19 protein-coding genes are annotated in these 23,640 nt (G+C 65.5%); 10 read left to right on the top strand and 9 right to left on the bottom strand.

Annotated features, from left to right (window positions below; genetic code table 11):
- Positions 1-60 precede the first annotated feature (60 nt).
- Together potE and IB261_RS15535 are read left to right on the top strand one after the other, a co-directional pair.
- A complete protein-coding gene (potE, locus tag IB261_RS15540) occupies positions 61-1,398 on the top strand; it encodes a putrescine-ornithine antiporter (RefSeq protein ID WP_192382517.1) in 1,338 nt (445 codons plus the stop codon).
- A complete protein-coding gene (locus IB261_RS15535; RefSeq protein WP_192382516.1) occupies positions 1,395-2,288 on the top strand; it encodes an amino acid ABC transporter substrate-binding protein in 894 nt (297 codons plus the stop codon). The genes potE and IB261_RS15535 overlap by 4 nt, the downstream gene beginning before the upstream one ends.
- A gap of 44 nt (positions 2,289-2,332) precedes the next feature.
- On the opposite strand, the gene IB261_RS15530 is transcribed toward IB261_RS15535, so the two are convergent.
- Positions 2,333-3,007 carry a MarC family NAAT transporter gene (locus IB261_RS15530; RefSeq protein WP_192210616.1) on the bottom strand — a complete coding sequence of 225 codons (675 nt, stop codon included), beginning with the start codon at positions 3,005-3,007 and terminating at the stop codon, positions 2,333-2,335.
- Positions 3,008-3,186: 179 nt separating this feature from the next.
- On the opposite strand from IB261_RS15530, the gene IB261_RS15525 reads away from it, so the two are divergent.
- Positions 3,187-4,914 carry a SulP family inorganic anion transporter gene (locus tag IB261_RS15525; protein ID WP_151187163.1) on the top strand — a complete coding sequence of 576 codons (1,728 nt, stop codon included), beginning with the start codon at positions 3,187-3,189 and terminating at the stop codon, positions 4,912-4,914.
- On the opposite strand, the gene IB261_RS15520 is transcribed toward IB261_RS15525, so the two are convergent.
- The 6 genes from IB261_RS15520 to IB261_RS15495 form a co-directional block, all read right to left on the bottom strand.
- On the bottom strand, positions 4,911-5,927 hold the full coding sequence (locus tag IB261_RS15520) for a DUF2955 domain-containing protein (protein WP_192382515.1): 1,017 nt from the start codon (positions 5,925-5,927) through the stop codon (positions 4,911-4,913). The genes IB261_RS15525 and IB261_RS15520 overlap by 4 nt on opposite strands.
- Entirely contained in the window at positions 5,917-7,041 is a 1,125-nt protein-coding gene (locus IB261_RS15515; RefSeq protein ID WP_192382514.1) for an HlyD family secretion protein, read from the bottom strand. The genes IB261_RS15520 and IB261_RS15515 overlap by 11 nt, the downstream gene beginning before the upstream one ends.
- Complete coding sequence (locus tag IB261_RS15510) at positions 7,038-8,558, bottom strand: efflux transporter outer membrane subunit (protein ID WP_192382513.1); 1,521 nt, start codon at positions 8,556-8,558, stop codon at positions 7,038-7,040. Before IB261_RS15510 ends, IB261_RS15515 begins: the two co-directional genes overlap by 4 nt.
- A 13-nt stretch (positions 8,559-8,571) precedes the next feature.
- Positions 8,572-9,675, bottom strand: coding sequence for an AI-2E family transporter (locus IB261_RS15505; RefSeq protein WP_192295966.1), 1,104 nt, complete (start codon positions 9,673-9,675; stop codon positions 8,572-8,574).
- A gap of 11 nt (positions 9,676-9,686) precedes the next feature.
- Complete coding sequence (locus tag IB261_RS15500; protein WP_192223469.1) at positions 9,687-11,513, bottom strand: monovalent cation:proton antiporter-2 (CPA2) family protein; 1,827 nt, start codon at positions 11,511-11,513, stop codon at positions 9,687-9,689.
- 333 nt (positions 11,514-11,846) lie between these two features.
- Entirely contained in the window at positions 11,847-12,569 is a 723-nt protein-coding gene (locus IB261_RS15495) for a hypothetical protein (protein WP_192382512.1), read from the bottom strand.
- A gap of 282 nt (positions 12,570-12,851) precedes the next feature.
- On the opposite strand from IB261_RS15495, the gene IB261_RS15490 reads away from it, so the two are divergent.
- Positions 12,852-13,274 carry a YMGG-like glycine zipper-containing protein gene (locus IB261_RS15490; RefSeq protein WP_192382511.1) on the top strand — a complete coding sequence of 141 codons (423 nt, stop codon included), beginning with the start codon at positions 12,852-12,854 and terminating at the stop codon, positions 13,272-13,274.
- A 42-nt stretch (positions 13,275-13,316) separates the two neighbouring features.
- Here IB261_RS15490 and aspT read toward each other — a convergent pair whose 3' ends face one another.
- Positions 13,317-15,005: an aspartate-alanine antiporter gene (gene aspT / locus IB261_RS15485; RefSeq protein ID WP_192382510.1), complete on the bottom strand. Its 1,689-nt coding sequence runs from the start codon at positions 15,003-15,005 to the stop codon at positions 13,317-13,319.
- 210 nt (positions 15,006-15,215) lie between these two features.
- Here aspT and IB261_RS15480 point away from each other — a divergent pair, with 210 nt between their 5' ends.
- From IB261_RS15480 to IB261_RS15460, 5 genes are all read left to right on the top strand, one after another.
- Positions 15,216-15,812 carry a paraquat-inducible protein A gene (locus tag IB261_RS15480; RefSeq protein WP_192382509.1) on the top strand — a complete coding sequence of 199 codons (597 nt, stop codon included), beginning with the start codon at positions 15,216-15,218 and terminating at the stop codon, positions 15,810-15,812.
- Complete coding sequence (locus tag IB261_RS15475) at positions 15,809-16,444, top strand: paraquat-inducible protein A (protein WP_081520010.1); 636 nt, start codon at positions 15,809-15,811, stop codon at positions 16,442-16,444. The genes IB261_RS15480 and IB261_RS15475 overlap by 4 nt, the downstream gene beginning before the upstream one ends.
- The gene (locus tag IB261_RS15470) at positions 16,425-18,065 is read left to right on the top strand and encodes a PqiB family protein (protein WP_081520009.1); all 1,641 of its coding nucleotides are present in this window, start codon (positions 16,425-16,427) and stop codon (positions 18,063-18,065) included. The genes IB261_RS15475 and IB261_RS15470 overlap by 20 nt, the downstream gene beginning before the upstream one ends.
- Positions 18,066-18,094: 29 nt before the next feature.
- A complete protein-coding gene (locus tag IB261_RS15465; RefSeq protein ID WP_081520008.1) occupies positions 18,095-18,628 on the top strand; it encodes a PqiC family protein in 534 nt (177 codons plus the stop codon).
- A gap of 121 nt (positions 18,629-18,749) precedes the next feature.
- Positions 18,750-20,723, top strand: coding sequence for a BCCT family transporter (locus IB261_RS15460; protein WP_081520007.1), 1,974 nt, complete (start codon positions 18,750-18,752; stop codon positions 20,721-20,723).
- A gap of 60 nt (positions 20,724-20,783) precedes the next feature.
- Here IB261_RS15460 and IB261_RS15455 read toward each other — a convergent pair whose 3' ends face one another.
- Positions 20,784-21,395, bottom strand: coding sequence for a hypothetical protein (locus IB261_RS15455; protein ID WP_081520006.1), 612 nt, complete (start codon positions 21,393-21,395; stop codon positions 20,784-20,786).
- Positions 21,396-21,739: 344 nt separating this feature from the next.
- Between IB261_RS15455 and IB261_RS15450 the strand changes: the two genes are divergently transcribed.
- The gene (locus IB261_RS15450; RefSeq protein WP_192382508.1) at positions 21,740-23,635 is read left to right on the top strand and encodes a DUF1302 domain-containing protein; all 1,896 of its coding nucleotides are present in this window, start codon (positions 21,740-21,742) and stop codon (positions 23,633-23,635) included.
- The last annotated feature ends 5 nt before the right edge of the window (positions 23,636-23,640 follow it).

Genomic DNA, 23,640 nt, shown 5'->3' with positions numbered 1-23,640 from the left:
CGGCGCCTACGAGGGACTGCTCCTGTCTTCTGATCACTTCTCCTGCAAAAGAGCATGCAAATGGAAGCATCCGGCAAGAAGATGACCCTGACCGGTCTCACCACCCTGGTCGCGGTCAACATGATGGGGTCGGGCATCATCATGCTGCCCACCAGCATGGCGCAGCTGGGGGCGATCTCCCTGCTGTCCTGGATCATCACCGCCATCGGCTCGATGGCCATCGCCTACTGCTTCGCCCAGTGTGGCATCTACTGCACCCGCTCGGGCGGCATGTCGGCGTACACCGAGGAAGCCCACGGCAAGTCGGCGTTCTTCCTCTGCTCGTACCTGTATTTCCTGTCGCTGGCCATCGGCAACGTGGCTATCGCCATCTCCGCAGTGGGCTACCTGACACCCTTCATTCCCTGGCTGGGAACCGGCGCCATGCCGCTGTTCATCGGTAGCGTGGCGCTGATCTGGCTGACCACCCTGGCCAACTTCGGTGGCCCCAAGGTGACCGGGCAGATCGGCTCCATCACGGTCTGGGGGGTGATCATCCCGGTGGCGGGCCTGTCGATCATCGGCTGGTTCTGGTTCGACAGGCAGGTGTTCGACGCTGCCTGGAATCCGAACAACATCGCCATGGGCGACGCCATCACCCAGAGCATTCCGCTGACCCTCTGGGCCTTCCTCGGCATGGAGTCGGCGGCGCAGAACTCCGACGCCGTGGAGAACCCCAAGCGCAACGTGCCGCTGGCCTGCCTGCTGGGCACCCTGGGTGCGGCGGTGGTCTACGTGCTGTCGACGACGGTGATCATGGGCATAGTGCCGAACCCGGAGCTGGCCAATTCCAGCGCGCCGTTCGCCTTCGTCTATGCGCGGATGTTCAATCCGGTGGTGGGCAACATCATCATGGCGCTGGCGGTGATGGCCTGCGTCGGTTCGCTGCTGGGCTGGCAGTTCACCCTGGCACAGACGGCCAAGGTCACCGCCGACCAGCACATGTTCCCCCGCCTGTTCAGCAAGGTGACGCTGCTCGGCGCACCGATCCTCGGGCTGGTGGCCAACGCCGCGCTGCAGAGCGCCATGGCGGTGTCGACCATCTCGCCCAACGCCTCGGAGCAGTTCGGCAAGCTGGTCAGCCTGGCCGCGGTGACCAACATCGTGCCGTACATCACCGCGCTGTTGGCGCTGCTGGTGATCATGCAGAAGGCCGGAGTGACCGGCTTCCCGCACCACCGCAACGTGGCGGCGTTGCTGATCGCCATGGCGTACAGCTTCTACGCGCTGTACGCCTCGGGGATGGAAGCGGTGTTTGGCGGCATGCTGGTCACGGCGGTGGGCTACCTGATGTTCGGCTACATTGCCGACCGCTTCATCGATCCGCAGGCGAAGCTCAACGTGGAGGCCCGGCCATGAACCGCTGGCTCCCCCGCGCCATCCTCCTGCTGGCCGCCGCGTTGCCGCTGGTCGCTCCGGCCCAGACCCTGGAGCGCATCCGTAGCAGCCATACCCTGACCCTGGGCTACCTGCCGGAGCGCCCGCCGTTCTCCGCCAGCGAAGGCGAGGGCGCCGTCGGCTACGGCATCGACCTGTGCCAGAAGGTCGCCGACCAGTTGCGGACCCAGCCGGGTCTTGCGCAACTGCAGGTGCGCTTGGTCGCGTTGAATGCCGACAAGGCGCTGGAAACGGTGGGCGCAGGAGGCGTCGACCTGCTCTGCAGCCCGATGGTGGAAACCTTGAAGCTGCGCCAGGACCTCGATTTCTCCCTTCCCGTGTATACCGCCGGGCTGGGCGTGGTGGTCCGCAAGGATGCGCCGTTCTTCCTGGTGCGCTCGCTCAACGGCGAGGTGGACCAGAGCGGCCCGACCTGGCGTGCCACGCTGAACCGCGGTCTGGCTGCCTACACCTTCGCGGTGCCCGGCAATACCAGGGTGGAGACCTGGGTGCGCGAACGCCTGCGCCTGCTCAAGGTTCTGGTCACCGTGCAGGCCGTAGCCGGCCCCCCGGAGGGAGTCGAAGCGGTCGCGGGCGGCAAGGCCGATGCCTTCTTCTACGACCAGATGACCCTGCGCAACCTGGTGGAGCACAGCGCTGGCAGGGCCAACCTGATGGTGCTCAGCCGGCGCTTCGAGTTTGCCCCGGTTGCATTGGCGATGCCGCGCGGCGACGAGGACTTCCGCCTGCAGGTGGATACCGCGCTGAGCGAGCTGTATCGCTCCGACGATTTCGTGCCGCTGTACAGCAAGTACTTCGGCGCACCAAGCGAGCTGGACCAGAGCCTGTTCAAGGTCTATTCGCGGCCGTAGGCCGGGCCGGATTGCAGGCGGGCACTTCGTTGCCCGCTTGCGTTTCAGGGTTGCGCAAGCAGATGGGCGTTGGTGTCGATCAGCGTCTGCGCGACCTCCACCAGGCCATTGATGGCGAACTGCACGCCCATGCACACCAGCAGGAAGCCCATCAGTCGCGAGATGGCGTCGATGCCGGACTTGCCGGTGGCCTTCATGATCAGGTCCGAGGCGCGCAGGCAGCCCCAGAGGATCAGTCCGGTGCAGAGGAAGATCAGCGGAGGCGCGACCAGGATCACCCAGTTCGGGAAGCTGGTGCTGTGCTTGATGCTGGCCGCGGAGCTGATGATCATCGCGATGGTGCCGGGCCCGGCGGTGCTGGGCATGGCCAGCGGGATGAAGGCGAAACTGGTGCGTTCGGGCAGGTCCTCGCGGGAGTCAGGGGAGGGCATGGGCGCGGGGAACAGCATGCGTCCGCCGATGATGCAGAGGATGCCGCCCCCGGCGACGCGCAGGCCCGGAATCGAGATGCTGAACACCCCCATGATGAACTCGCCGATGTAGTAGGTCAGCGTCATGATGATGAATACGTAGCAGGCGGTCAGCAGCGCCTGCTGGTTCTTCTCTTCGCGGCTGAAACCCTGGGACAGCGCAAGGAACAGCGCGACCGTGGTCGGCGGGTTGATCAGCGGCAACAGGGCCAGCAGCCCGAGTAGGATGGCGTCGAACAAGCTGCTCATGAGCGGGCGTTTCTCCAGTGACGGACGGCTGGGGGAAGTTTAGGTGCGAATCCGCTGGCGGCGCGGAAACTATCGTGACCGGCTCGACGCTGGCAGTACGGCCGCTGATCTACGCTGTAGACGATAAGGTTGCCGCTTCGCTGGGCCTTTTGTCGTTTTCGCCAGGAGCCACTTCCCCGATGTCCGAAACCCCGTCGCAATCCCGATCCGGCTTCGACTGGCAGCGCTGGCTGCCCGGCCTCGTCACCCTGCGCAACTACCAGACGAGCTGGTTGCCCAGGGACCTGGCCGCCGGGCTGGTGCTGACCACCATGCTGGTGCCGGTGGGGATTGCCTATGCCGAGGCTTCCGGCGTGCCCGGTATCTACGGGCTGTACGCGACCATCATCCCGCTGCTGGCCTACGCGCTGTTCGGGCCGAGCCGGATCCTCGTGCTCGGCCCCGATTCGGCGCTGGCCGCGCCGATCCTCGCGGTGGTGGTGCAGTACGCGGCGAGCGACCCGCAGCGGGCCATTGCCATCGCCAGCCTGATGGCGCTGGTGTCCGGTGCGGTTTGCATGATCGCCGGCCTGCTGCGCCTGGGCTTCATCACCGAACTGCTGTCCAAACCGATCCGCTATGGCTACATGAACGGCATCGCACTCACGGTGCTGATCAGCCAGTTGCCCAAGCTGTTCGGCCTGAAGGTCGACAGCGAAGGACCGCTGCGGGATATCTGGCAACTGGGCCAGGCACTGATGGAGGGACGCGCCAACTGGACGAGCTTCGCGGTGGGCGCCGGCAGTCTGGTGCTGATCCTGCTGCTCAAGCCCTACAAGCGCATTCCGGGCATCCTTATCGCGGTCATCCTGGCGACCCTGGCGGTCAGCCTGTTCGACCTCGGCAACCAGGGTGTCAAGGTATTGGGGCAGCTGCCGCAGGGGCTGCCGTCGTTTGCCTTCCCCTGGGTGACCGATATCGACCTGGTGGAAGTGGTGCTGGGCGGCGTCGCCGTGGCCCTGGTTTCCTTCGCGGATACCAGCGTGCTGTCGCGCACTTACGCGGCACGACTGAAAAGCCCGGTGAACCCCAACCAGGAAATGTTCGGCCTCGGCGTGGCGAATGTCGCCTCAGGGCTGTTCCAGGGCATCCCCATCAGCAGCAGTTCCTCGCGTACCCCGGTGGCCGAAGCTGCGGGGTCGAAAACCCAGCTCACCGGCATCATCGGCGCGCTGGCGGTGACCTTGCTGTTGCTGGTGGCACCGAACCTGATGGAGCACCTGCCCAACAGCGCGCTGGCCGCGGTGGTGATCGCCGCCGCGCTGGGCCTGTTCGAGTTCGCCGACCTGAAACGCATTTACCGCATGCAGCCCTGGGAGTTCTGGCTGTCGATCAGTTGCTTCGTCGGCGTGGCGGTGTTCGGCGCAATACCCGGCATCTGCATCGCCGTGGTGATCTCGGTGATCGAATTCCTCTGGGACGGCTGGCGGCCGCACCATGCGGTGCTCGGCAGGGTCGATGGAGTGCGCGGCTATCATGACGTAACGCGTTACCCGAATTCCCGTCGCATACCGGGATTGGTGCTGCTGCGCTGGGATGCGCCGCTGTTCTTCGCCAACGCCGAGCAGTTCCAGAATCAGGTGCTGGCGGCGCTGGACGAGTCACCGACGCCAGTACAGCGGCTGGTGATCGCCGCGAGCCCGGTGACCAGCATCGACGTGACGTCCGCCGATATGCTCGCCGAACTGGATAAGGTGCTGGAGCAGCGCGGCGTCGAGCTGCAGTTCGCCGAGATGAAGGACCCGGTGAAGGACAAGATGAAGCAGTTCGAGCTGTTCGAGGGCCTGGGCGAATCGGCGTTCCACCCGACGCTGGGCGCTGCGGTGGATGCCTACCTGGCCGATTCCGGCGTGGACTGGAAGCCTTAGGCCGCGCGGGCTCGCGCGCGGCGGCCGTCGATCCAGATGAGCATGCCGCTGGCGTAGAGCGACACCGCGAGGAACAGCGCCATGCGGATAGCGAAGGCGCGGTAGACGTCCTGGCCGCCGGCGCTGTCCGCCACCGACTGGCCAAGCAGGATCAGCATGGTGGTCAGGCAGCTGACCCAGTACGCGGGACTCTTGCGCGTGGTCACGGCGGCGTACAGCCGACGGCCTTGCCAGAGGGTGAACAGCAGCACCCAGAGGAAGAACATCCACAGGTGCACGAACAGGCTCAGGGCGCCCCAGACCAAAATCGCCAGCACGCCGGCCAGCAGGGTGGAGCCGATCAGCTCGCGGCTGGCATGGCGCGCACGGGTTTCCCCCGCCTGCTGGCCGAGGCTCACGGACTTCATGATCAACGGCATGAAACGGTCCGGCGCGATGATCGCCAGGAGGAAGGCGGGCATCACGATCAGCGTGGCGCGCAGGGCGATCCAGGCGGCTTCCTGCTCATTGGGCAGGGGCTGGGCTGGGGGCGAGGGCGCATCGGCGGGCTCCGGGAACAGGGCGTGGGCCACGGCGGTGCTCAATACGGCCAGCAGCATGCCTTTGGCCAGCGCCTCGACCACCGACAACGCCAGGGTGAAGTCACTTGTGCCGGCGGCGGCGATCATGGTCAGGCCGATCACCAGCAGGTTCGCCAGCAGGCCGTTGCCACCGCGTAGCGCATAGCGGAACACGCAGTACAGGCCGACGCCGACCAACAGCACGCCGCTGAGGGGCGCGTGGCGCAGCAGCGGGATCAGCAGCAGGCCGATGCCGCAGCTGAGCATTACCAGCACCGCCAGGGCCGGAGCCGCCTTGAGCGGCAGGGCCTGGGCGCGCATCGCCAGCAGGAGCACGGCAAGCACGGGGGCGAGGAACGGGATCGGCATGCCGATTCCGTAGCTGGCCGCCAGGCACAGCGCCGTGCCCCAGGCCAGCCGGAGCGCACGTCGGCGACGCAGCTCAATAGGCATACGACAGCCAGCTCATCAGCCACATGAACACACGGCCGAGCAGGTTCAGCGGATTGCCTTCGCTGGGCAGCGCCATGACTTCGGCCTGACCGCCCACGCGCAGGCCGGCCGGGCTCGCCAGCTGGTCGCGGTCCAGCTCGACTATCACCGGGAAACGCTGCGCCGAGCGCAGCCATTCGCGGCTGTTCTGCACCGTCGGCAGCGAGCCCGGCGGCGTGCCCTGGCCGACGCTGACGCCGTAGCCGATGCTGCGGACACGCCCGGTGAGCAGCTCGCCCGGTAGCGAGTCGAGCACCACCAGTACCGGGGTACCGTTGCGCAGGTGGCCGAGATTGTTCTCGGTCATGTCGGCGCTGATCCACAGGTCGTGGATGGCGATCAGGGTCATCACCGGGCTGCCGGGGCCGACATAGTGGCCGACGTCGGTGCGCAGGTCGGTGATCAGTCCGTCGGAGTCGGCGCGCACCGTGGTGCGGGCAAGATCGAGGCGGGCCTTGGCGACGTTGGCCGTGGCGCTGCGCAACTGGGCGTTGTCTTCATCATGGCCGCCTTGCTGTTCGCGGGCGCGCTCGACTTCGGCGCGGGCCGCCGCGACCTGGCTGGCCGCCTGTTCGCGGGTTGCCTGCGCGCTTTCCAGGCGGCGTACGGAAACCGTACCGGGGTCTTCCTGGTAGAGCCGCTGCAGGCGCTCGGCATCCTGCCGGGCCTTGCGCTCATTGGCCTGGGCGGCGGCGAGCGAAGCCTGGGCGGAGTCGATACCGGCGGTGCTCGCACCGATCTGCCGGCGCACCGTGTCCAGGTCCGCCTCGGCGCGCTGCAGGGCGATGCGGTACTGCTCCTGGTCCAGTTCGAAGAGCACGTCACCCTTGCGCACTTCCTGGTTATTGCCCACGGCCACGCGCTTTACCGGGCCGGCCACCTCGGCGCTCACCGCGACCACGTAGGCCTGCAGCCGCGCCTGCTGGGTATAGGGCGTGAAGCGATCGGCGAGCAGGTACCAGACCAGGCTGACGACGATCAGCAGCAACACCAGGCGCATGCCGCGATCCGGCGCGGATTTGCCGGGGGCGGGAGGCGAGGGCGGTGCCGGCGGGGTAGCGGGGGTGTCGCTCATTTCGGGCTTCCTTGATCCTTGGCGGCTGGGGAGGGCTCATCGAGCAGGTCACCCCAGTCGGTGCGTTGCTGCATCTGTTGCCGGGTAGCGGAATCGATGGGCGCGCGCTGGCTGTCCCAGCCGCCGCCGAGCGCCTTGTACAGCGCCACCAGGCTGCTGACGGCGTTGCCGCGGCTGACCAGGTAGCCGTCCTGCTGTTGCAGCAGCAGTTGCTGGGCATCGAGCACGCGCTGGAAGTCGGCGAAACCTTCGCGGTATTGCGAGCTGGCGAGGCTCAGCGAGCGCTGCGCCGCCTGCGAGGCCTGCTCGCGGATGCCGGCGCTCTGCAGTGAGCGCACCAGGCCACTGGCGGCGTCGTCGGCTTCGCGCGCGGCGTTGCGCACATCCTGCTGGTACAGCTCGATCAGTTGCTGCAGGCGCGCATCTTCCACGCGCACGGCGTTCTTGCGCCGGCCGTAGTCGAAGGGGTTCCAGATCAGGCTCGGGCCGGCGGCGAGGTTGAAGCTGTCGGGCAGGTTGCTGGCCGAGACGAAGCTCCAGCCGAGGCTGCCGATCAGGCTCAGCGACGGGTACAGGTCGGCCTCGGCGACGCCCACCAGCGCCGACTGCGCGGCCACCGCCTGTTCGGCGGCGCGGATGTCCGGGCGGCGCTGCAACAGGCTGGCCGGCACATCCTGGAGAATCGCCCCGTTGGGCATCGGCAACTGGCCGTGGCGCGCGAGCAGCTCCGGCATCTCGCCCGGCGGGCGGCCGAGGAGGGCGCAGAGGATGTTGCGCAGAGCGTTCACCTGGTTCTCGAATTCGGGGATGGTCGCTTTGGTCGCCAGGTACTGGGTACGCGCCTGCTGCCAGTCCAGCTCGTCGTTTTCTCCGTGGCGGAACAGCCGCTCGGTGATTTCCAGGCTGCGCTCCTGGCGCCTGGCGTTCTCGCGGGCGATATCCAGGCGCGCCTCGGCGGTGCGCAGGCCAAAGTAGGTGTCGGCGACCTGCGCGCGCAGCAGCACCATGGCGTCGGCGTAGTTGGCCTGGGTGGCGAAATACGCTGCATCGGCCGACTCGATGGCACGGCTGAAGCGGCCCCAGAAATCGATCTCCCAGCCGATGTCGAAACCCACGCTGGATTGCCAGAACACCGAGTCCCGTGCGCTCGGCGCGCCGTGCTGGTTTTGCTTGAGGTAGAGGCTGTCGGCGCTGATCTGCTGCAACTGCGGATAGCGTCCGGTCTCGGCGATGGCCAGTTGTGCGCGCGCCTCGGCGATGCGCAGGCCGGCCACGCGCAGGCTGGTGTTGTGCGCGTCGGCCTCGGCGATCAGGGCATCCAGGGTCGGGTCGGCGAAGACCGTCCACCAGCGGCTGAAATCCGGCGCAGCCGCATGCTGGCCGGCCTGCTCCAGCAGCGGCGTGCTCCAGCCGTTCAGCCACGGCTGCTCCGGCTTCTGGTAGTCCGGGCCGACCTGGGTGCAGCCGCCCAGCAGGGCGGCGATGATCAGGATGCCGCGTGTGACGCGCTCTGCCATGGCGATCCCTGGGTCATTCGGCCGGCGTGGCGGGCTTGTCCATCTTCGGCACCTGCTGGTCCACCCATTGCCAGAACAGCTTGTAGGTCACGGCGAGGATCACCGGGCCGAGGAACAGGCCGATGATGCCCTTGACCACCATGCCGCCGAGGGCGCCGATCAGCACCACCGGCATCGGCACGTCGACGCCGCGTCCGAGCAGCAGCGGCTTGAGTACGTTGTCGGCGAGCCCGGCGACGAAGATATAGATGGCGAACACGATGGTCGTGCCGGTGAAACCTTCGGTACTCAGCACATAGATGATGACTGGCAGGGTGACCAGGCTCGCCGGTGCCTGGGCGATGCCCAGCACCAGCACGATCAGCGCGAGGATGCCTGCGCCGGGGATGCCCTTGATGACGAAGCCGATGCCGATCAGCAACATCTGGATGAAGGCGATGCCGATTACCCCCAGGGCCACTGCACGGATCGTTGCGGTACACAGCGCGGCGATGTGCAGGCCGCGTTCCGCACCGGAAATCCGCTGGGCGATGCGCTGCGCGGCGATGGTGCCCATCTCGCCGAAGGCCATGATGATGCCGGAGATGATGATGGCGCCGACGAACAGCAGGAAGGCCCCGCCGGCACTGGCGGCGGCGCCCAGCAGCATGCGCCCGGCGTCCTTGATGTTGGGCATCAGGCCGCGCAGCACATCGGTGAGGCTGGTGGAGGCGGCCAGCCAGAGGTCATAGACGCGCGGACCGATCAGCGGCCACTCGGCCACCGAAGGCTGGGGCGCCGGCACGTGCAGGGTGCCGCTCTTGAGGATGTCGCCGACGCTGCCGGCGGACTCGGTGATGGACATTGCCATCAGGTAGATCGGCACAATCAGCACCAGCAGCACGAACAGCACCAGCAGGGTGGCGGCGTGGCCATCCTTCAGGCCGGTGCGCGCCTTGATCCTGCACAGCACAGGATAGAGGGTGACCGCGAGGATCACCGACCACAGCATCAGTTCGAGGAACGGCTGGAACACCTCGAAGGAGAAGATCACCAGGGCGGCGACCAGCCCGGCCTTGATGAGTATGTCGAGCATGCCCTGGGAGAGGGCTCCGTCGAGCTTGAATCCTGGTTGCATGGCTGTTCTCCTCAGGCGGGACGGTCATTGCGCTGTTCGGCGCCTGGTTGGGGTGGTTCGGGTGGTTGTGGGGTGGGTGGAGTGACACCGGCAAGGCCGCTGCCATCGTCGGCGAAACAGCCACCCGGTTCGTCGTCGCGGCCCTGGCGGTGCAGTTCCAGCAGCGATTGCACTTCCTGCAACTGGTAGCGGCGCACCCAGGCGGCGGCCTGTTCCTCGCTCACGCCCAGTTCGATAAAGGCGCGGCGGCCCATCTCCAGGCTGGAGTGGAAAGTCTCGCGCACCGGGTTGGCGCCCCGGTCGAGTAATTGCAGGACCTGCTGGCGGTTCAGTGCGCGGGCGATCACCCGGGTCCTGGGGTAGAGGCGGGAGAGGGCGTCCACGGTGTTCAGGTTGATCTGCGGGTCGTCGGTGGCGACTATCACCAGTTCCGCCTCGCCGACCTTGGCGGCGTGGAGGATTTCCGGCCGCGTCGGGTCGCCGTAGTACACCGGCACGCGACCTTCCTTGCCTTGGCGCACGATGGCGTCCATCGAGGTATCCAGCGCCACCACCGGCACACCCTGGGCCTGCAGCAGGTTGGCGACCACCCGCCCCATACGGCCCATGCCGGCTATCACCACGCGCGGCTCGCCGCTGACTTCCGGCGGCCCATCCGGCACCTCGCCGACGGACGCATCGCCTCGCAACTGACGGGCCAGCGCCATCATCACCAGAGGCACTACGGCCATCGACAGGGTAATGACCAGGACCAGCACGTCGTGGACCCGCTGCTCCAGGAGTTGGTGATCCAGGGCCAGCTTGAACACCACGAAGGCGAATTCGCCACCGGACGCCAGCACCACGCCCAGGCAGAGCGCTTCGGAACGCTCCAGTCCGCCGGTGAAGCGCCCAAGGCCGAACAGCAACGGCAGCTTGATGCCCACCAGCAGCACCGTCAGGCCCAGTACCAGCAACGGCGCACCGACCAGCAGGCTGAGGTCGGCAGTCATGCCCACGCCAACGAAGAACAATCCGAGCAACAGGCCCTTGAGCGGCTCGATCTGGGATTCCAGTTCATGGCGGAACTGCGACTCGGCCATCAGCATGCCGGCGAGGAATGCGCCCAGCGCCATGGAGACACCGACGTGCTCCATGATCCAGGCGGTGCCCAGTACCACCAGCAGTGCGGTGGCGGTGGAAAGCTCGCGCAAGCCCGAGCCGACCGCCCAGGTGAACACCGGACGCAGCAGGTAACGGCCGCCGATGATCACGATGCCGATGCCCACGGCGACCGTCAGCAAAGGGCGCACGCCTTCGTTGGAAGGGTCGCCGCTGCCCGCCAGCAACGGCACCACGGCGATCAACGGAATGGCCGCGATGTCCTGGAACAGGAGGATGCCGACAGCCAGCCGGCCATGGGGTTTGCCCAGTTCCTTGCGCTCGGCGAGCACCTGCAGGCCAAAAGCGGTGGAAGAAAGCGCCAGGCCCACACCCAGTACCACGGCAGCGGCAGGTGACTGGCCGAACAGCAGGAAGGCGATCAGCCCGAGTACCAGGGCCGTTAGCCCTACCTGCAGCGACCCTACGCCGAACAGCGAGCGGCGCATCATCCACAGGCGCCGTGGGGAAAGCTCCAGGCCGATGATGAACAGCAGCATCACCACGCCCATCTCAGAGAGGCGGCTGACGTTCTCCGGGTGGCTGACCAGGCCCAGCACGGACGGGCCGATCAGGATGCCGGCCAGCAGATACCCCGGCACGGCGCCCAACTTCAGGCGTTGCGCCAGGGGTACGAGAATGACGACCGTCAGCAGGAAGATTACCGTCGCCTGCAGCAGGCTCCCGTCATGTGGCATTCATCAGCCCTCTTGTGGTTCCTTGCGGGCCACTTGGCCCTGTCGATACCGCCCGGCAGGTGTTCTCCCGCCGGCTGCTTCCTGGCTGCCACGTCACCCCGCTCCCAGGGCTTCTCTGGGGAAAGAGAGCAGGGGGCTTGCATCTGCTACTGCGCCGCTCAGGCACACGCATCGCACAGGCCTCACGTTGTGGAGGACCTGGCGAGTGCTGATCGGTGAGAAATGAGTATGGGTGATCCGCAGCTTTTTGCCGGCCGGCGAGCTTAAGTCGCTATCGCCCACCTAGAAAGGCAACTCCAGCAGATTCAAATACTTACGATGGTTCGGGGAAAACTAGAGCTTCCAGATCGGACCGTAGCTGCCAAAGCAGGCGTTCGACAGCGCCTGCGGGCGTACGCCGTGGGTTTCGTATCCGCCGAATTCGTTGATTTCCAGGGTCAACTGAGGGGTGAGTTCCTTGCCACTTTTCAGCCGCACGCTGTCGAACACCCGCAGCTTCTTGCCGGTGTTGACCACGCTGGTCTCCATCCAGGCGTCGGGCGTGCTGGCTTCGTCCAGACGCGCCAGAAGTGCGTTGTAGAGCGGCAGGTAGCGGCCATCGGGAGCCTTGCAGTCGATATTGATCTTCTTCACCAGGGCCTCCGCCTCGGCGGAGCTGAAATACAGGCGGCTACCGAAATCCTGCTGCAGCCTGTCGACGTAGCTGCCCTGGCTATCGTTCTTCGCGGCAGCCGTCATCGGTTGTGGGGAAAGGTCCGCCAGACACGACTGCCGGCTTTTATAGAAGGTGTGAGAAACGCGAACACCCGTGGGCTTGTAGATCGCCGAAGTGATCAGCACGTCGCCATTGCCGCTCAAGTGATCGCCATCGGGAACGTATTCGCCGCCATTGCCCCAGACACCGTCCGGGAGCCCGTTCGGCCATTCGGTGCAGGTGGCTGGCGAAGTATCGCGGCGAAGCTCGTAGAGACGGCCCTGGAGAAAAGCCACCTGGGCATGAGCGAAGAATGAAATCAGCGACAGGCAGGATGCGATGAGCAGTCGAGTCCGATTCAAGAAGCGTCTCCTTGTTGCCCATCGGAGTTCCGGCAGGCCATACGCACAGAAGAATAGTCGGGCTCGTGCCAAATGCTTTCGAAGTTGTCGCAGGGAGCGCCCAGGGGGAAATGTACGCAACCCGCTGATTGATTCACATCGAGCAAGAGTTGGCCCAAGCGACAGGCGGGGGAAGAACGGACCGATTGATTGACTCAGGTCCATGAACCGCGAAGGTCGATTTGTCCGCCATTTCCGCGTCCTTCAGACTGGTTGTCTTGTATACAGTTTCTGGAGTCGATGATGCGGAAGTCCCTCTCAGCACTTGCTTTTACCATCCTGGCGTCACAAGGCGTCATGGCCGGCGAGACCACGACCACGGCGGTCGGAGGCGGTATTGGAGGCGCTCTGGGGAGCGTGGTGGGCAATGCCGTCGGTGGTAGTACTGGCGCGGCGATCGGCGCCGGGGTCGGCGGGGCGGCAGGCGGCGCGATGTCGGCGAAGAACGGGAAGAAGACCGAAGCGGCCATTGGTGGCGGCCTCGGTGCGGCGGGCGGCCAGGTGGTCGGGAGCAAGGTGGGCGGATCTACTGGCGGCCTTGTGGGCGCGGGTCTCGGTGGCGCGGCGGGCAGCGCCATCGGCAACAACCTGGCCGACGATGGCCATGACCACCATGACAATCACGACCACCACGACAACCACCACAAGCACAAGCACCATCATTGACCGCCATTGCCGGCGCGCTCCTGCGCTCTGGCAATCTGCCTCTCAGGACGTGGTCAGGGCCACGATGATGGGGCCGCAGACTGCCAGCAGCACGTTCGAAATGGCGTAGCAGACCGTGAAGCCGACGACCGGGGTGTTGCTGCCGGATTGCTCGATGATCTTGTTCATCGATGCGGCCTCCGTCTGGGCGCCGGCCAGGGCACCGAACAGGATCATCGGGTGGAGCCCCAGGACGTAGCGGCCGAAATAGAGCGTCACCAGCGGCGGAATGATCGTGACGATCGCTCCCGCGACCAGCAGGGCGGCGCCTTGCTCCTGGATGGCGGTGATGGCGGCGGGTCCTGCCAGCAAGCCGACGACGGCACCGAATGCTGTCAGGCCGAACTCGGAGAACGCCCATTGTGCGGCCGGAGGCAGCGCACCGAGCTCGGGATGACGCGAGTTGAACCAGCCGATCAGCAGCCCCGCCAGCAGCACGCCGCCGCCGATGCCCAGCTCCACGGGAATCATGCCGATATGCGTCGAGAGCATGCCGACCAGGGAACCGATCACCATCCCCAGGGCATGGATGGCAATGTCGCTCTTGTAGTTGCTTGTGCGGATGCGACCGATCTGCTCGGCCAGGGCCTCGACACTCGCGGTACGGCCCACCAGCGTAATGACATCGCCCCGGTGCAGCACCGTTTCGGGCAGCAGTGGCAGCTCCAGCCCCTGGCGGGTGATGGTGCGGATATAGCAGCCCATGCGCTCGGCGCCGATCAGCATGGCCTTGATCTGGTGAATGGTCTTGCCGGCCAGCTTGCGGGAGGTGAGCACGATGTCGGCATCGCGGGTGGGAAACGACATGCTTTCCGGGTTGTCGATTTCCGGGCCTATCCATTGGCTCAGCTCGGGCACGGCCTCGCGCAAGGCATAGACCGCGAGTATGTCGCCGGCGCTGAGCTTCAGGTCCGCTGAGCGCTCCAGAATCTGCCCGTTGCGAATGACCCGCTCGATACTCAGCGACGCGTGAAGCGCTTCGATGTCCTGGATGCGCTGGCCAACGGCGGCGGGCACGCTCAGGCAGTGGGCGCGCACGACGATGCGGGTGTAGGGAATGCTGATGGCGTTCTCTTCCCGTTCGATGCCCAGTTGACGCTCCAGCTCCCTCGCCGACTCCTTCAGGTCGACCCGCAGCAGCCTGGGGGCGATGCTGCCGACGAAGACCACCAGCCCGATGGTGCCGAACACGTAGGTAATGGCGTAAGCGACCGCCATGTGGCTGTTGAGCTGGGATTTCGCCGCTTCATCGATGGCCAGTTGTGCTATCGCGCTGCTGGCGGTCCCCATGATGGCCGTGTCGGTCAACGCGCCGGCTCCCAGCCCGGCGGTAAAACCCGCGTCGAACTGGAAGATTCGGTTCATGACCAGGATGGTGGCCAGTGCGGTGGCGCACAGGACGACGGACAGCACGACCAGTTTGACCGTGCCGCGGTTGAGGCTGCCGAAGAACTCCGGCCCGCTCTTGAAGCCCACGGCGTAGATGAACAGCGCGAAGAATACCGACTTCAGCACGTGCGGCACTTCCAGGCCGATCTGACCGATCAGCAAGCCCATCAGCAGAGCGCCAGCCACCGATCCCAGGTGAAATTCGCCGATGCGTACGCGGCCCAGGAGCACGCCCAGCGCGATGGCCAGGAAGACCGCTATCTCAGGGTTGGCGCGCAATGCATGCAACACGAAGTCGACCATCGACGAATCTCCCTCTCGTAATGGGCTGCAGTTGAAAAGCCGGGGCTGGACTCAGTATGGCTGGCCCCGAGGAAACCGTGAGCAGGCCCGCTGACCATTTGGTCCGGCACTCTTCAAGCGGCCCCCGGCGATTATTCGACTAGTCTTCCCCGACATAAGCGTGGCGCGAATCGGGGGCAGTAGCGCGTACACGGCAAGCCGAGAGTCCGCATGTCGACCTCCAGCGATCTGATCATTTGCGAATACTGCGATGCGGTGTACCGGCGTGAGCCGCTCCAGCGCCATCAGCGTGCCCTGTGCGAGCGCTGTGGCGGAGTCCTTCACCGGCACAATGCGCTGACGATTCAGCAGCGACTGGCCCTGGCCATTACCGGCGCCATCCTGCTGGCGTTCGCCCACAGCTACCCGGTGATGACCATCAGCATGCAGGGGCTGAGCAACTCCGCGACGCTGTGGGATTCGGTGATGATCCTCAGCAGCGGCAGCATCACCCTCATCGCGCTGGTCGTGGCGCTGGCGATCATCCTCGCCCCGGTGCTGCAGATAACACTGCTCATCTGGGTGCTGGCGTTCGCCCAGTCCGGGCGCCGGGCGCCGGCTTTCGCCTTCAGCATGCGCTGGCTGGAGGCCCTGCGCCCGTGGAGCATGCTGGAGGTCTGCCTGTTGGGAACCATGGTCGCGGTGATCAAGCTGGCCGGCCTGCTCGACGTGATCCCCGGCATCGGGCTGCTGGCCATGGCGGCGCTCAGCGTACTGATCCTCTATATCGCCGGGAAGGATATCCGCGAACTCTGGGAGCGCGTATGAGCCGTCCCCCCCTGGCGACCGAACTCAACCTGTGCCTCTGCCATGGTTGCGGACTGGCCTGCGATGTCCGTGAGCACGGCCATCACTGCGGGCGCTGCGGTGCGCCGCTGCATGTGCGCAAGGGCGAGGCCGTTACGCGCGCCTGGGCGTTTCTCATCGCCGCCCTGATCTTCTACATCCCCGCCAACCTGCTGCCGGTGATGCATACCGAGATGCTCGGCCAGGGCATCGACAGCACCATCGGCGGCGGCGTGCTCGAGTTCTGGGAAAGCGGGGCGTGGGATATCGCCCTGATCATCTTCATCGCCAGTATCGGCGTGCCGGCGGTCAAGTTCCTGGCCATGGGCATGTTGCTGCTGACCGTGCAGCGACGCAGCAGCTGGGCGCAACGCCAGCGCTCCCAGCTGTATCGCCTGGTCGAACTGATCGGCTACTGGTCGATGCTCGACGTGCTGGTCGTCGCGCTGGTGGCCGCCCTGGTGCAGATGCGCGAACTGGGCACCATCGAGCCGCGAGCGGGCATTCTTTTCTTCGGCCTGGTGGTTGTCTTCACCATGCTTTCCGCCATGAGTTTCGATCCACGGCTTATCTGGGACGACGGAGACCCTATCGATGCAGCAGGACACCCTTAAGCCAGGCACGCCGGGGGCCGCGCCGGTGCGCACGCGGCGCTGGAACGTGTCGATGGTCTGGATTGTGCCGATAGTCGCGCTGCTGGTGGGCGCCTCGCTGATCGTGCGCAACTGGATGGAGCAGGGGCCGACCATCGAAATCTCGTTCAGGACCGGCGAAGGCCTGGTCGCGCACAAGACCCAGGTCAAGTACCGCAGCGTGGTCATCGGGGAGGTCGAGGCGGTGGAGCTGGCCAACGACAAGAACAGCGTCAACGCCACGGTGAAGCTCAACAAGGAAGCGGAATCCTTTGCCACCCAGGGCGCCAAGTTCTGGGTGGTGCGCCCACGTATCGGTGCCGGTGGCGTTACCGGTGTGGACACACTGCTGTCGGGCAACTTCATTGGCGCGGATGCCGGGGAGTCGCGGGCGCCGCAGAAGCGCTTCACCGGGCTGGAGGCTCCTCCGCCCATCACCTATGGCGAGAAGGGCAAGAGCTTCGTATTGCGCGCTGAAGACCTCGGTTCGCTGGATATCGGCTCGCCGATCTATTACCGCAAGATTCCGGTGGGGCAGGTGACCTCCTATGCCTTGCGCAGCGATGGCAAGGGCGTGGACCTGGGCATTTTCGTCGAGGCGCCGAACGACGCCTTCGTCACCCAGAACTCCCGTTTCTGGAACGCCAGCGGCGTGGACGTCGATGTAGGCGCCAACGGCCTGAAGGTCAATACCGAGTCGCTCTCGGCACTGCTGGTGGGTGGGCTGGCCTTCGGCACGCCGGAGGGAAGCACCGACGTGGCGGCTGCCAACGACAACCAGGTCTTCGACCTGTACGCCGACCGCGAGGGCGCCCTGGCGCCGCCGTCGGGTATCGCCCAGTACCTGCGCCTGCGTTTCGACCAGTCGATGCGCGGGCTCAGCGTGGGCGCGCCAGTCGAGTTCATGGGCGTCGAGTTCGGCAAGGTCACGGGCATCCAGCTGGACTACGACGAGAAGCAGCAAAGCTTCCCGGTGCTGGTCGATGCGGTGATCTACCCGCAGCGACTGGGCCCGGTGCACCAGAAGATGGTCCGGGCGTTCAACAGCACGACCGGGGATGAGGCCGGGGTCACCCGTGTGATCAGCAGCTTCGTCGAGCACGGTATGCGTGCCCAGGCGCGCAGCGGCAACCTGCTGACCGGCCAGCTGTACATTTCCCTGGACTTCTATCCCGATGCCAAGCCCGTGGCCTTCGATGGCACTGCCCGGCCGCTGCTGATCCCCACGGTTCCCAGCAGCCTGGAAAAACTCCAGGAGCAGTTGCAGGCAGTGGTGGAGCGTATCCGCAAGCTGCCGCTGGAGAGCATCGCCAACAATCTCGATGGCAACCTGCGCGAGCTGCAGGGCAGCCTCAAGCAGTTCAATACCCAGACCTTGCCCGCGGTGACCAGCACCCTGGCCGAGGTGCGTTCGACCCTGGCCACGGCCAACTCGGCGCTGGGCGAGAACTCGCCGCAGCGGGAGAAACTCAGCGATACCCTGAATGAGCTGGATCGCATGTCACGCTCGCTGCGCGATCTCTCCGACTACCTCGGACGTCACCCCGAATCGCTCATCCGTGGCAAACCCAAGGGTGCGGATGCGGACAACCTGCAGCCATGAGCAAGCACCGTACACAGGAGAGAAAGCCGATGCCGAAGTCATCCCTGCTGCCATTGGCGGGACTGTTCGCGCTGCTGGGGGGCTGCAGCAGCGCGCCGGTGCACTATCACACGCTGCTGCCGGCCCAGCCCGGCAGCCCCGCCAGCGGCCAGGTGCGCGTCGAGCGCGTGCTGCTGCCGCCGCAGGTGGATCGCTCGCAGATGGTGGTTCGCCAGGGCGGCAGCGGCCTGGTGATCCTCGAGACCGAGTGGTGGGGCGCGAATCTGGTCGACGAGTTCGGCAACGCCCTGCAGGACCAGCTCGGTGCGCCTGCGCCCGGCGCGTCGCTGTTGCGAGTGGAGGTCCAGCGATTCGATTCGGTGCCGGGGCAGTATTCACTGCTGGAGGCTCAATGGCGCTTGCGCAAGCACGGCAGCGAGAAATCCCTGACTTGCCACAGCAGCCTGCAGAGCCCTGCGGAGAATAGCGTGGACAGCCTGGTGAGCGCGCATCAGAGCAACCTGCGCAAGCTGGCGGAGCAGGTGGCGCGGGCCAGTGCAGGGGGCGCGAGCGCCTGCCCCTGAGCGGCGGCGGGGAAGGGCAGTGCTGCCCCATCGAGAAAATTCGATACCGAAAAAGGGTACCCTTGGCAGCGCTTGCGCCCGCTTCTGGCACAGGCTGACGCGTTACAGGAGATAACACTTGATGGAGACTTCGTCCCGCCCCCGCAGCACCCTCAATCCACCGGTTTTCTACACCAGCGCCGCACTGATCTTCCTGCTCGTGCTGTACGCCGTGGTCTTCCAGGCCGAGGCCCAGACGCAGTTCGACAGCGTGCAGCGCTGGATCTTCGGCAATGCCAGCTGGTTCTACATCCTCGCCGTCGCGCTGATCCTGATCAGCGTGGTGTTCCTCGCCATCAGCCGCTACGGTGACATCAAGCTCGGCCCCGATCACAGCGAGCCGGAGTACCGCAGCAGCAGCTGGTTCGCCATGCTGTTTTCCGCCGGCATGGGCATCGGCCTGATGTTCTTCGGCGTAGCCGAGCCGATCATGCACTTCACCAGCCCGCCGGTGGGCGAGGCGGGCACCGTCGCTGCCGCCCGCGAGGCAATGAAGATCACCTTCTTCCACTGGGGCCTGCACGCTTGGGCAATCTACGCCATCGTCGGCCTGATCCTGGCGTATTTCAGCTTCCGCAAGGGCCTGCCGCTGACCCTGCGTTCGGCGCTCTATCCGCTGATCGGCGAGCGCATCTACGGGCCCATCGGCCACGCAGTGGATGTCTTCGCCATCATCGGTACCGTATTCGGCGTCGCCACTTCCCTGGGCTACGGCGTGCTGCAGATCAACAGTGGTTTCCACCACCTGTTCGGCCTGCCGGTGAATCCCACGGTGCAGATCATCCTCATCACGGTGACCTGCGGCCTGGCCACGCTTTCGGTCGCCAGCGGCCTGGACAAGGGCATCCGCATCCTTTCCGAGCTGAACCTGGCGCTGGCCGTGATCCTCATGCTCTTCGTGCTGCTGCTCGGTCCGACCGTCTTCCTGTTGCAGACCTATGTGCAGAACACCGGCGCCTACCTGTCGGACATCGTCAACAAGACCTTCAATCTCTACGCCTATCAACCGACCGACTGGATCGGCGGCTGGACGCTGCTCTACTGGGGCTGGTGGCTGTCCTGGTCGCCCTTCGTGGGGCTGTTCATCGCGCGCATCTCGCGCGGCAGGACGATCCGCGAGTTCGTTTGCGGCGTGCTCTTCGTGCCGGCCGGGTTCACCCTGCTGTGGATGACGGTGTTCGGTGATTCGGCCATCCACATGATCCTCAACGAGGGGGTGCGCGACCTGGCGACAATCGTCGATCAGGACAGCTCGCTGGCGTTGTTCGCCTTCCTGGAGCACTTCCCGCTGTCGAGTGTGGTGTCCATGGTGGCGGTGCTGATGGTGGTGGTGTTCTTCGTGACATCCGCCGATTCCGGCGCACTGGTGGTGGATATGCTGGCCTCTTCCGGGCATGCCCATTCGCCACTGTGGCAACGTATCTTCTGGTCGGTGAGCATCGGTGTGGTCGCCGTGGCGCTGCTGCTGGCTAACGGGCTCAAGGCATTGCAGACGGCGACCATCGCCAGTGCGCTGCCTTTCTCGATCATCCTGCTGGCGTCGATCTGGGGCTTGTTCCGCGCGCTGCACCTGGACGCCACGCGGCGCGGCCTGCGCAACCAGGCGTTGCCTGCACCGCGCCATGCCCCCCATCACGAAGGCGGCTGGCAGCGCCGCCTGCGCAACATCGCCATGAAGCCACGCCGCGCCCACGTCACCCGCTTCATCAGCGAGGTGGTCCGCCCGGCCTGCGAGGAGGTGGCAGCAGAGCTGCGCAAGCAGGGGCAGGAGGTCTCGGTGGTGGAACTGGACGATGGCCGTGTCAGCCTCGACCTCTCGCCTTCGGGCGAGGCGCACTTCCGCTATGAGGTTCGCCCGCGGGCCTTTACCAGTCCGAGCTTCATGGTGCTCGACGACAGCGATGGCGGTGAAGCCCGCAAGTACTTCCGCGCCGAGGTGCATCTGCGCGAAGGTGGCCAGGATTACGACATCATGGGCTGGAGCCGTGACGACGTGATTGCCGACATCCTGGATCAGTACGAGCGGCATCTGCACTACCTGCATGTAGTGCGCTGAGGCCTGTGGTGGGCTCCGCCGCCATTGGCGGGGCCCATCGAGAGCGGCTGCGGGAAAGTCTCAGTCAGTGCCGGCCGGGGCTTTCCCGTCCAGGTAGGGAGCGGCCAGCTCCAGCGCACCGCGTCCGCCCCGGCGAAGGCAGGCCAGCAGCGAAAGCCAGGGGATATCGGTCATCACCACGGCATCGCTGGTCAGTGTCTGCACCTCGCCAGCGGTGCCGCCTGCGGGGCCACCGTCAGGCATGTAGACCAGCAGCCAGTCTTCCCGGCTTTCCAGGCACAGGCCGAATCGGTAGCCGCTGTCCTGGATGACCATCACGACGCGGGCGCCTTCGATGTTCTCCATGCCGGTGAATCGGGCTGTCGCGTCCTTGAGCAGCTGGTAGCCCGGCAGATTGCCGAGCAGCCGGTCTTCCAGCGCCCGTAGTGCGCTGGAAGCTGCTGCAGTCCTGGCCAGCAGACCCGCCAGGAAGCAGAAGAGCAGCAGCACGAAGATGGCCGCCACGGTGACGGAGGTGGCTCCCGCGACAGAAAAGCCCGCGAAGATCGGCAGCACCTTCTGCAGCGGGCCACTGAGCAGATGGATGGCCTTCTCGATGAGGATGAACAGCAGTACCAGCGGAAGAATGAAGAGCAGACCGCCGGCAATGGTGGTCTTGATGAATCTGAACATGCGCAGTCTCCCTGGCTTTGCGGCCCGACTCCATGGGATCGCCCCGGGCCCCTTGTGTCGCAAGAGCTTAGACGCGCGGTGAGCAAGCACCCGGCGGATCTGCCCGCCAGTCAGTCGAAGCAAAGAGCATTTCACGACAGGGCATATGCCAGGCGAAAGCTTGGGCGAGGGGCTCTGCCGCTCTATTCCCGGTGGCCAGATTCGGCAATTGCTGTCGCCAGCGGGCAATGCGATCGGCTGCGCTCATACCTAAGTATGAGTTTCTGAATCCCTACTTCGTCGCTTACGTCGTTCTCTCGTACTGATTAGTTTTCCCGGGCCAACACCAACCACGGGAAAGCCGCATGACAACAACAAAAGCGCGCGCCGGATTCGCCCCCAACGCACTGGCGCTAGCCGTTGCACTGGGCTGTGCCGCACAGGCCCAGGCCGTCACGTTCAATATCGGTGAAGTCGAGGGAACCTTCGACTCGTCCCTGTCCGTGGGGGCCAGCTGGGCGCTACGCGGTGGTGATCCGGACCTCATCGGCGTCAACAACGGCGGCAAGGGCCTGTCGCAGACCACCGATGACGGGCACCTGAACTTCAAGAAGGGCAAGACCTTCTCGAAGATCTTCAAGGGCATCCACGACCTCGAGCTGAAGTACGAAGACACCGGCGTGTTCCTGCGCGGCAAGTACTGGTACGACTTCGAACTCAAGGATGAAAGCCGGCCGTTCAAGGACATCGACGACAGCGGTCGCAAGGAGGGCGCGAAGTCCGCTGGCGCGCAGATGCTCGATGCCTTCGTCTACCACAACTACACCATTGCCGATCAGCCGGGCTCGGTCCGTCTGGGCAAGCAGGTGGTGAGCTGGGGGGAGAGCACCTTCATCCTCAACAGCATCAACTCGATCAACCCGATCGACGTTGCCGCCTTCCGCCGCCCCGGCGCCGAGATCAAGGAAGGCCTGATCCCGGTGAACATGTTCTACGTGTCGCAGAGCCTGACCGACAGCCTCTCGGCAGAAGCCTTCTACCAGCTGGAGTGGGACCAGACGGTCGTCGACAACTGCGGCACCTTCTTCTCCCAGGCGGACGTGGTGGCCGACGGCTGCAGCAGCAACCTGCGCCTGCTGACCAACAACCTCGCCGCCGGCAATGCCATCAACGCCGCGCTGCCTGGAACCACCATGGACATCGACCAGAACGGCGAAGGCACCCTGGTGCGCCGCAGTGGCGACCGCGATGCCCGTGACGGCGGCCAGTGGGGCCTGGCGCTGCGCTACATGTTCGACCCGCTGAACACCGAGTTCGGCGCGTACTTCATGAACTACCACAGCCGTGCGCCGTTCCTCAGCGTGACCGCACCTTCGCAAAGCCTCTACAACGTGGCTGGCCGCACCGGTGCAGCGGCCCCCCTGGTGGTGGCGGGGAACTCCAGTTACTTCATGGAGTATCCGGAAGATATCCACCTGTACGGCCTGAGCTTCTCGACCACGCTGCCCACCGGAACCGCCTGGAGCGGCGAGATCAGCTACCGGCCCAATGCGCCCGTCCAGCTGAACACGACGGACCTGCTGTTCTCCGGCGTCGGGCCACTGGCTGCCATCAACCCGGTGGCCTATGCCGCCTACGGCAATGCCTCGGTACTGCAGGCCACTCCGGGAGGCGACCTGCACGGCTATCGCCGCAAGGAAATCACCCAGTTCCAGACCACCCTGACGCACTTCTTCGATCAGGTCATGGGCGCCGAGCGCCTGACCCTGGTGGGCGAGGTGGGTGTGGTGCATGTCGGTGGGCTCGACTCGACCAGCGAGGCGCGTTACGGCCGCGACCCGGTCTACGGGCCGGGACCGCTGCCCGCCACCGGTTCGGTCAACACCTGCCGCGCGCTCAACCAGACCACCATCGCTGGCGCGGTGGGCAACAACGACTACACCAACCTGACCACCAACTGCACCGATGACGGCTACGTCACCGCCACCTCCTGGGGTTACCGCGCCCGCGCGATCTGGGACTACAACAGCGTCTTCGCCGGGGTGAACCTGCGGCCGAACATCAGTTGGTCGCACGACGTCCACGGCTACGGCCCCAACGGCCTGTTCAACGAAGGCAGCAAGGCCGTCAGCTTCGGCCTCGATGCGGACTACGCCAACACCTACACCACCAGCCTTTCCTACACCGACTTCTTTGGCGGCGACTACAACACGTCGGTCGACAGGGACTTCGTCGCGCTCAGCTTCGGCGTGAACTTCTAACCCAG

This window comes from Pseudomonas sp. PDM20 (genome assembly GCF_014852575.3).
Lineage (GTDB): Bacteria > Pseudomonadota > Gammaproteobacteria > Pseudomonadales > Pseudomonadaceae > Pseudomonas.
Note: the sequence above shows the minus strand (reverse complement) of the source record. Positions and strands in the feature narration are given on the sequence as shown.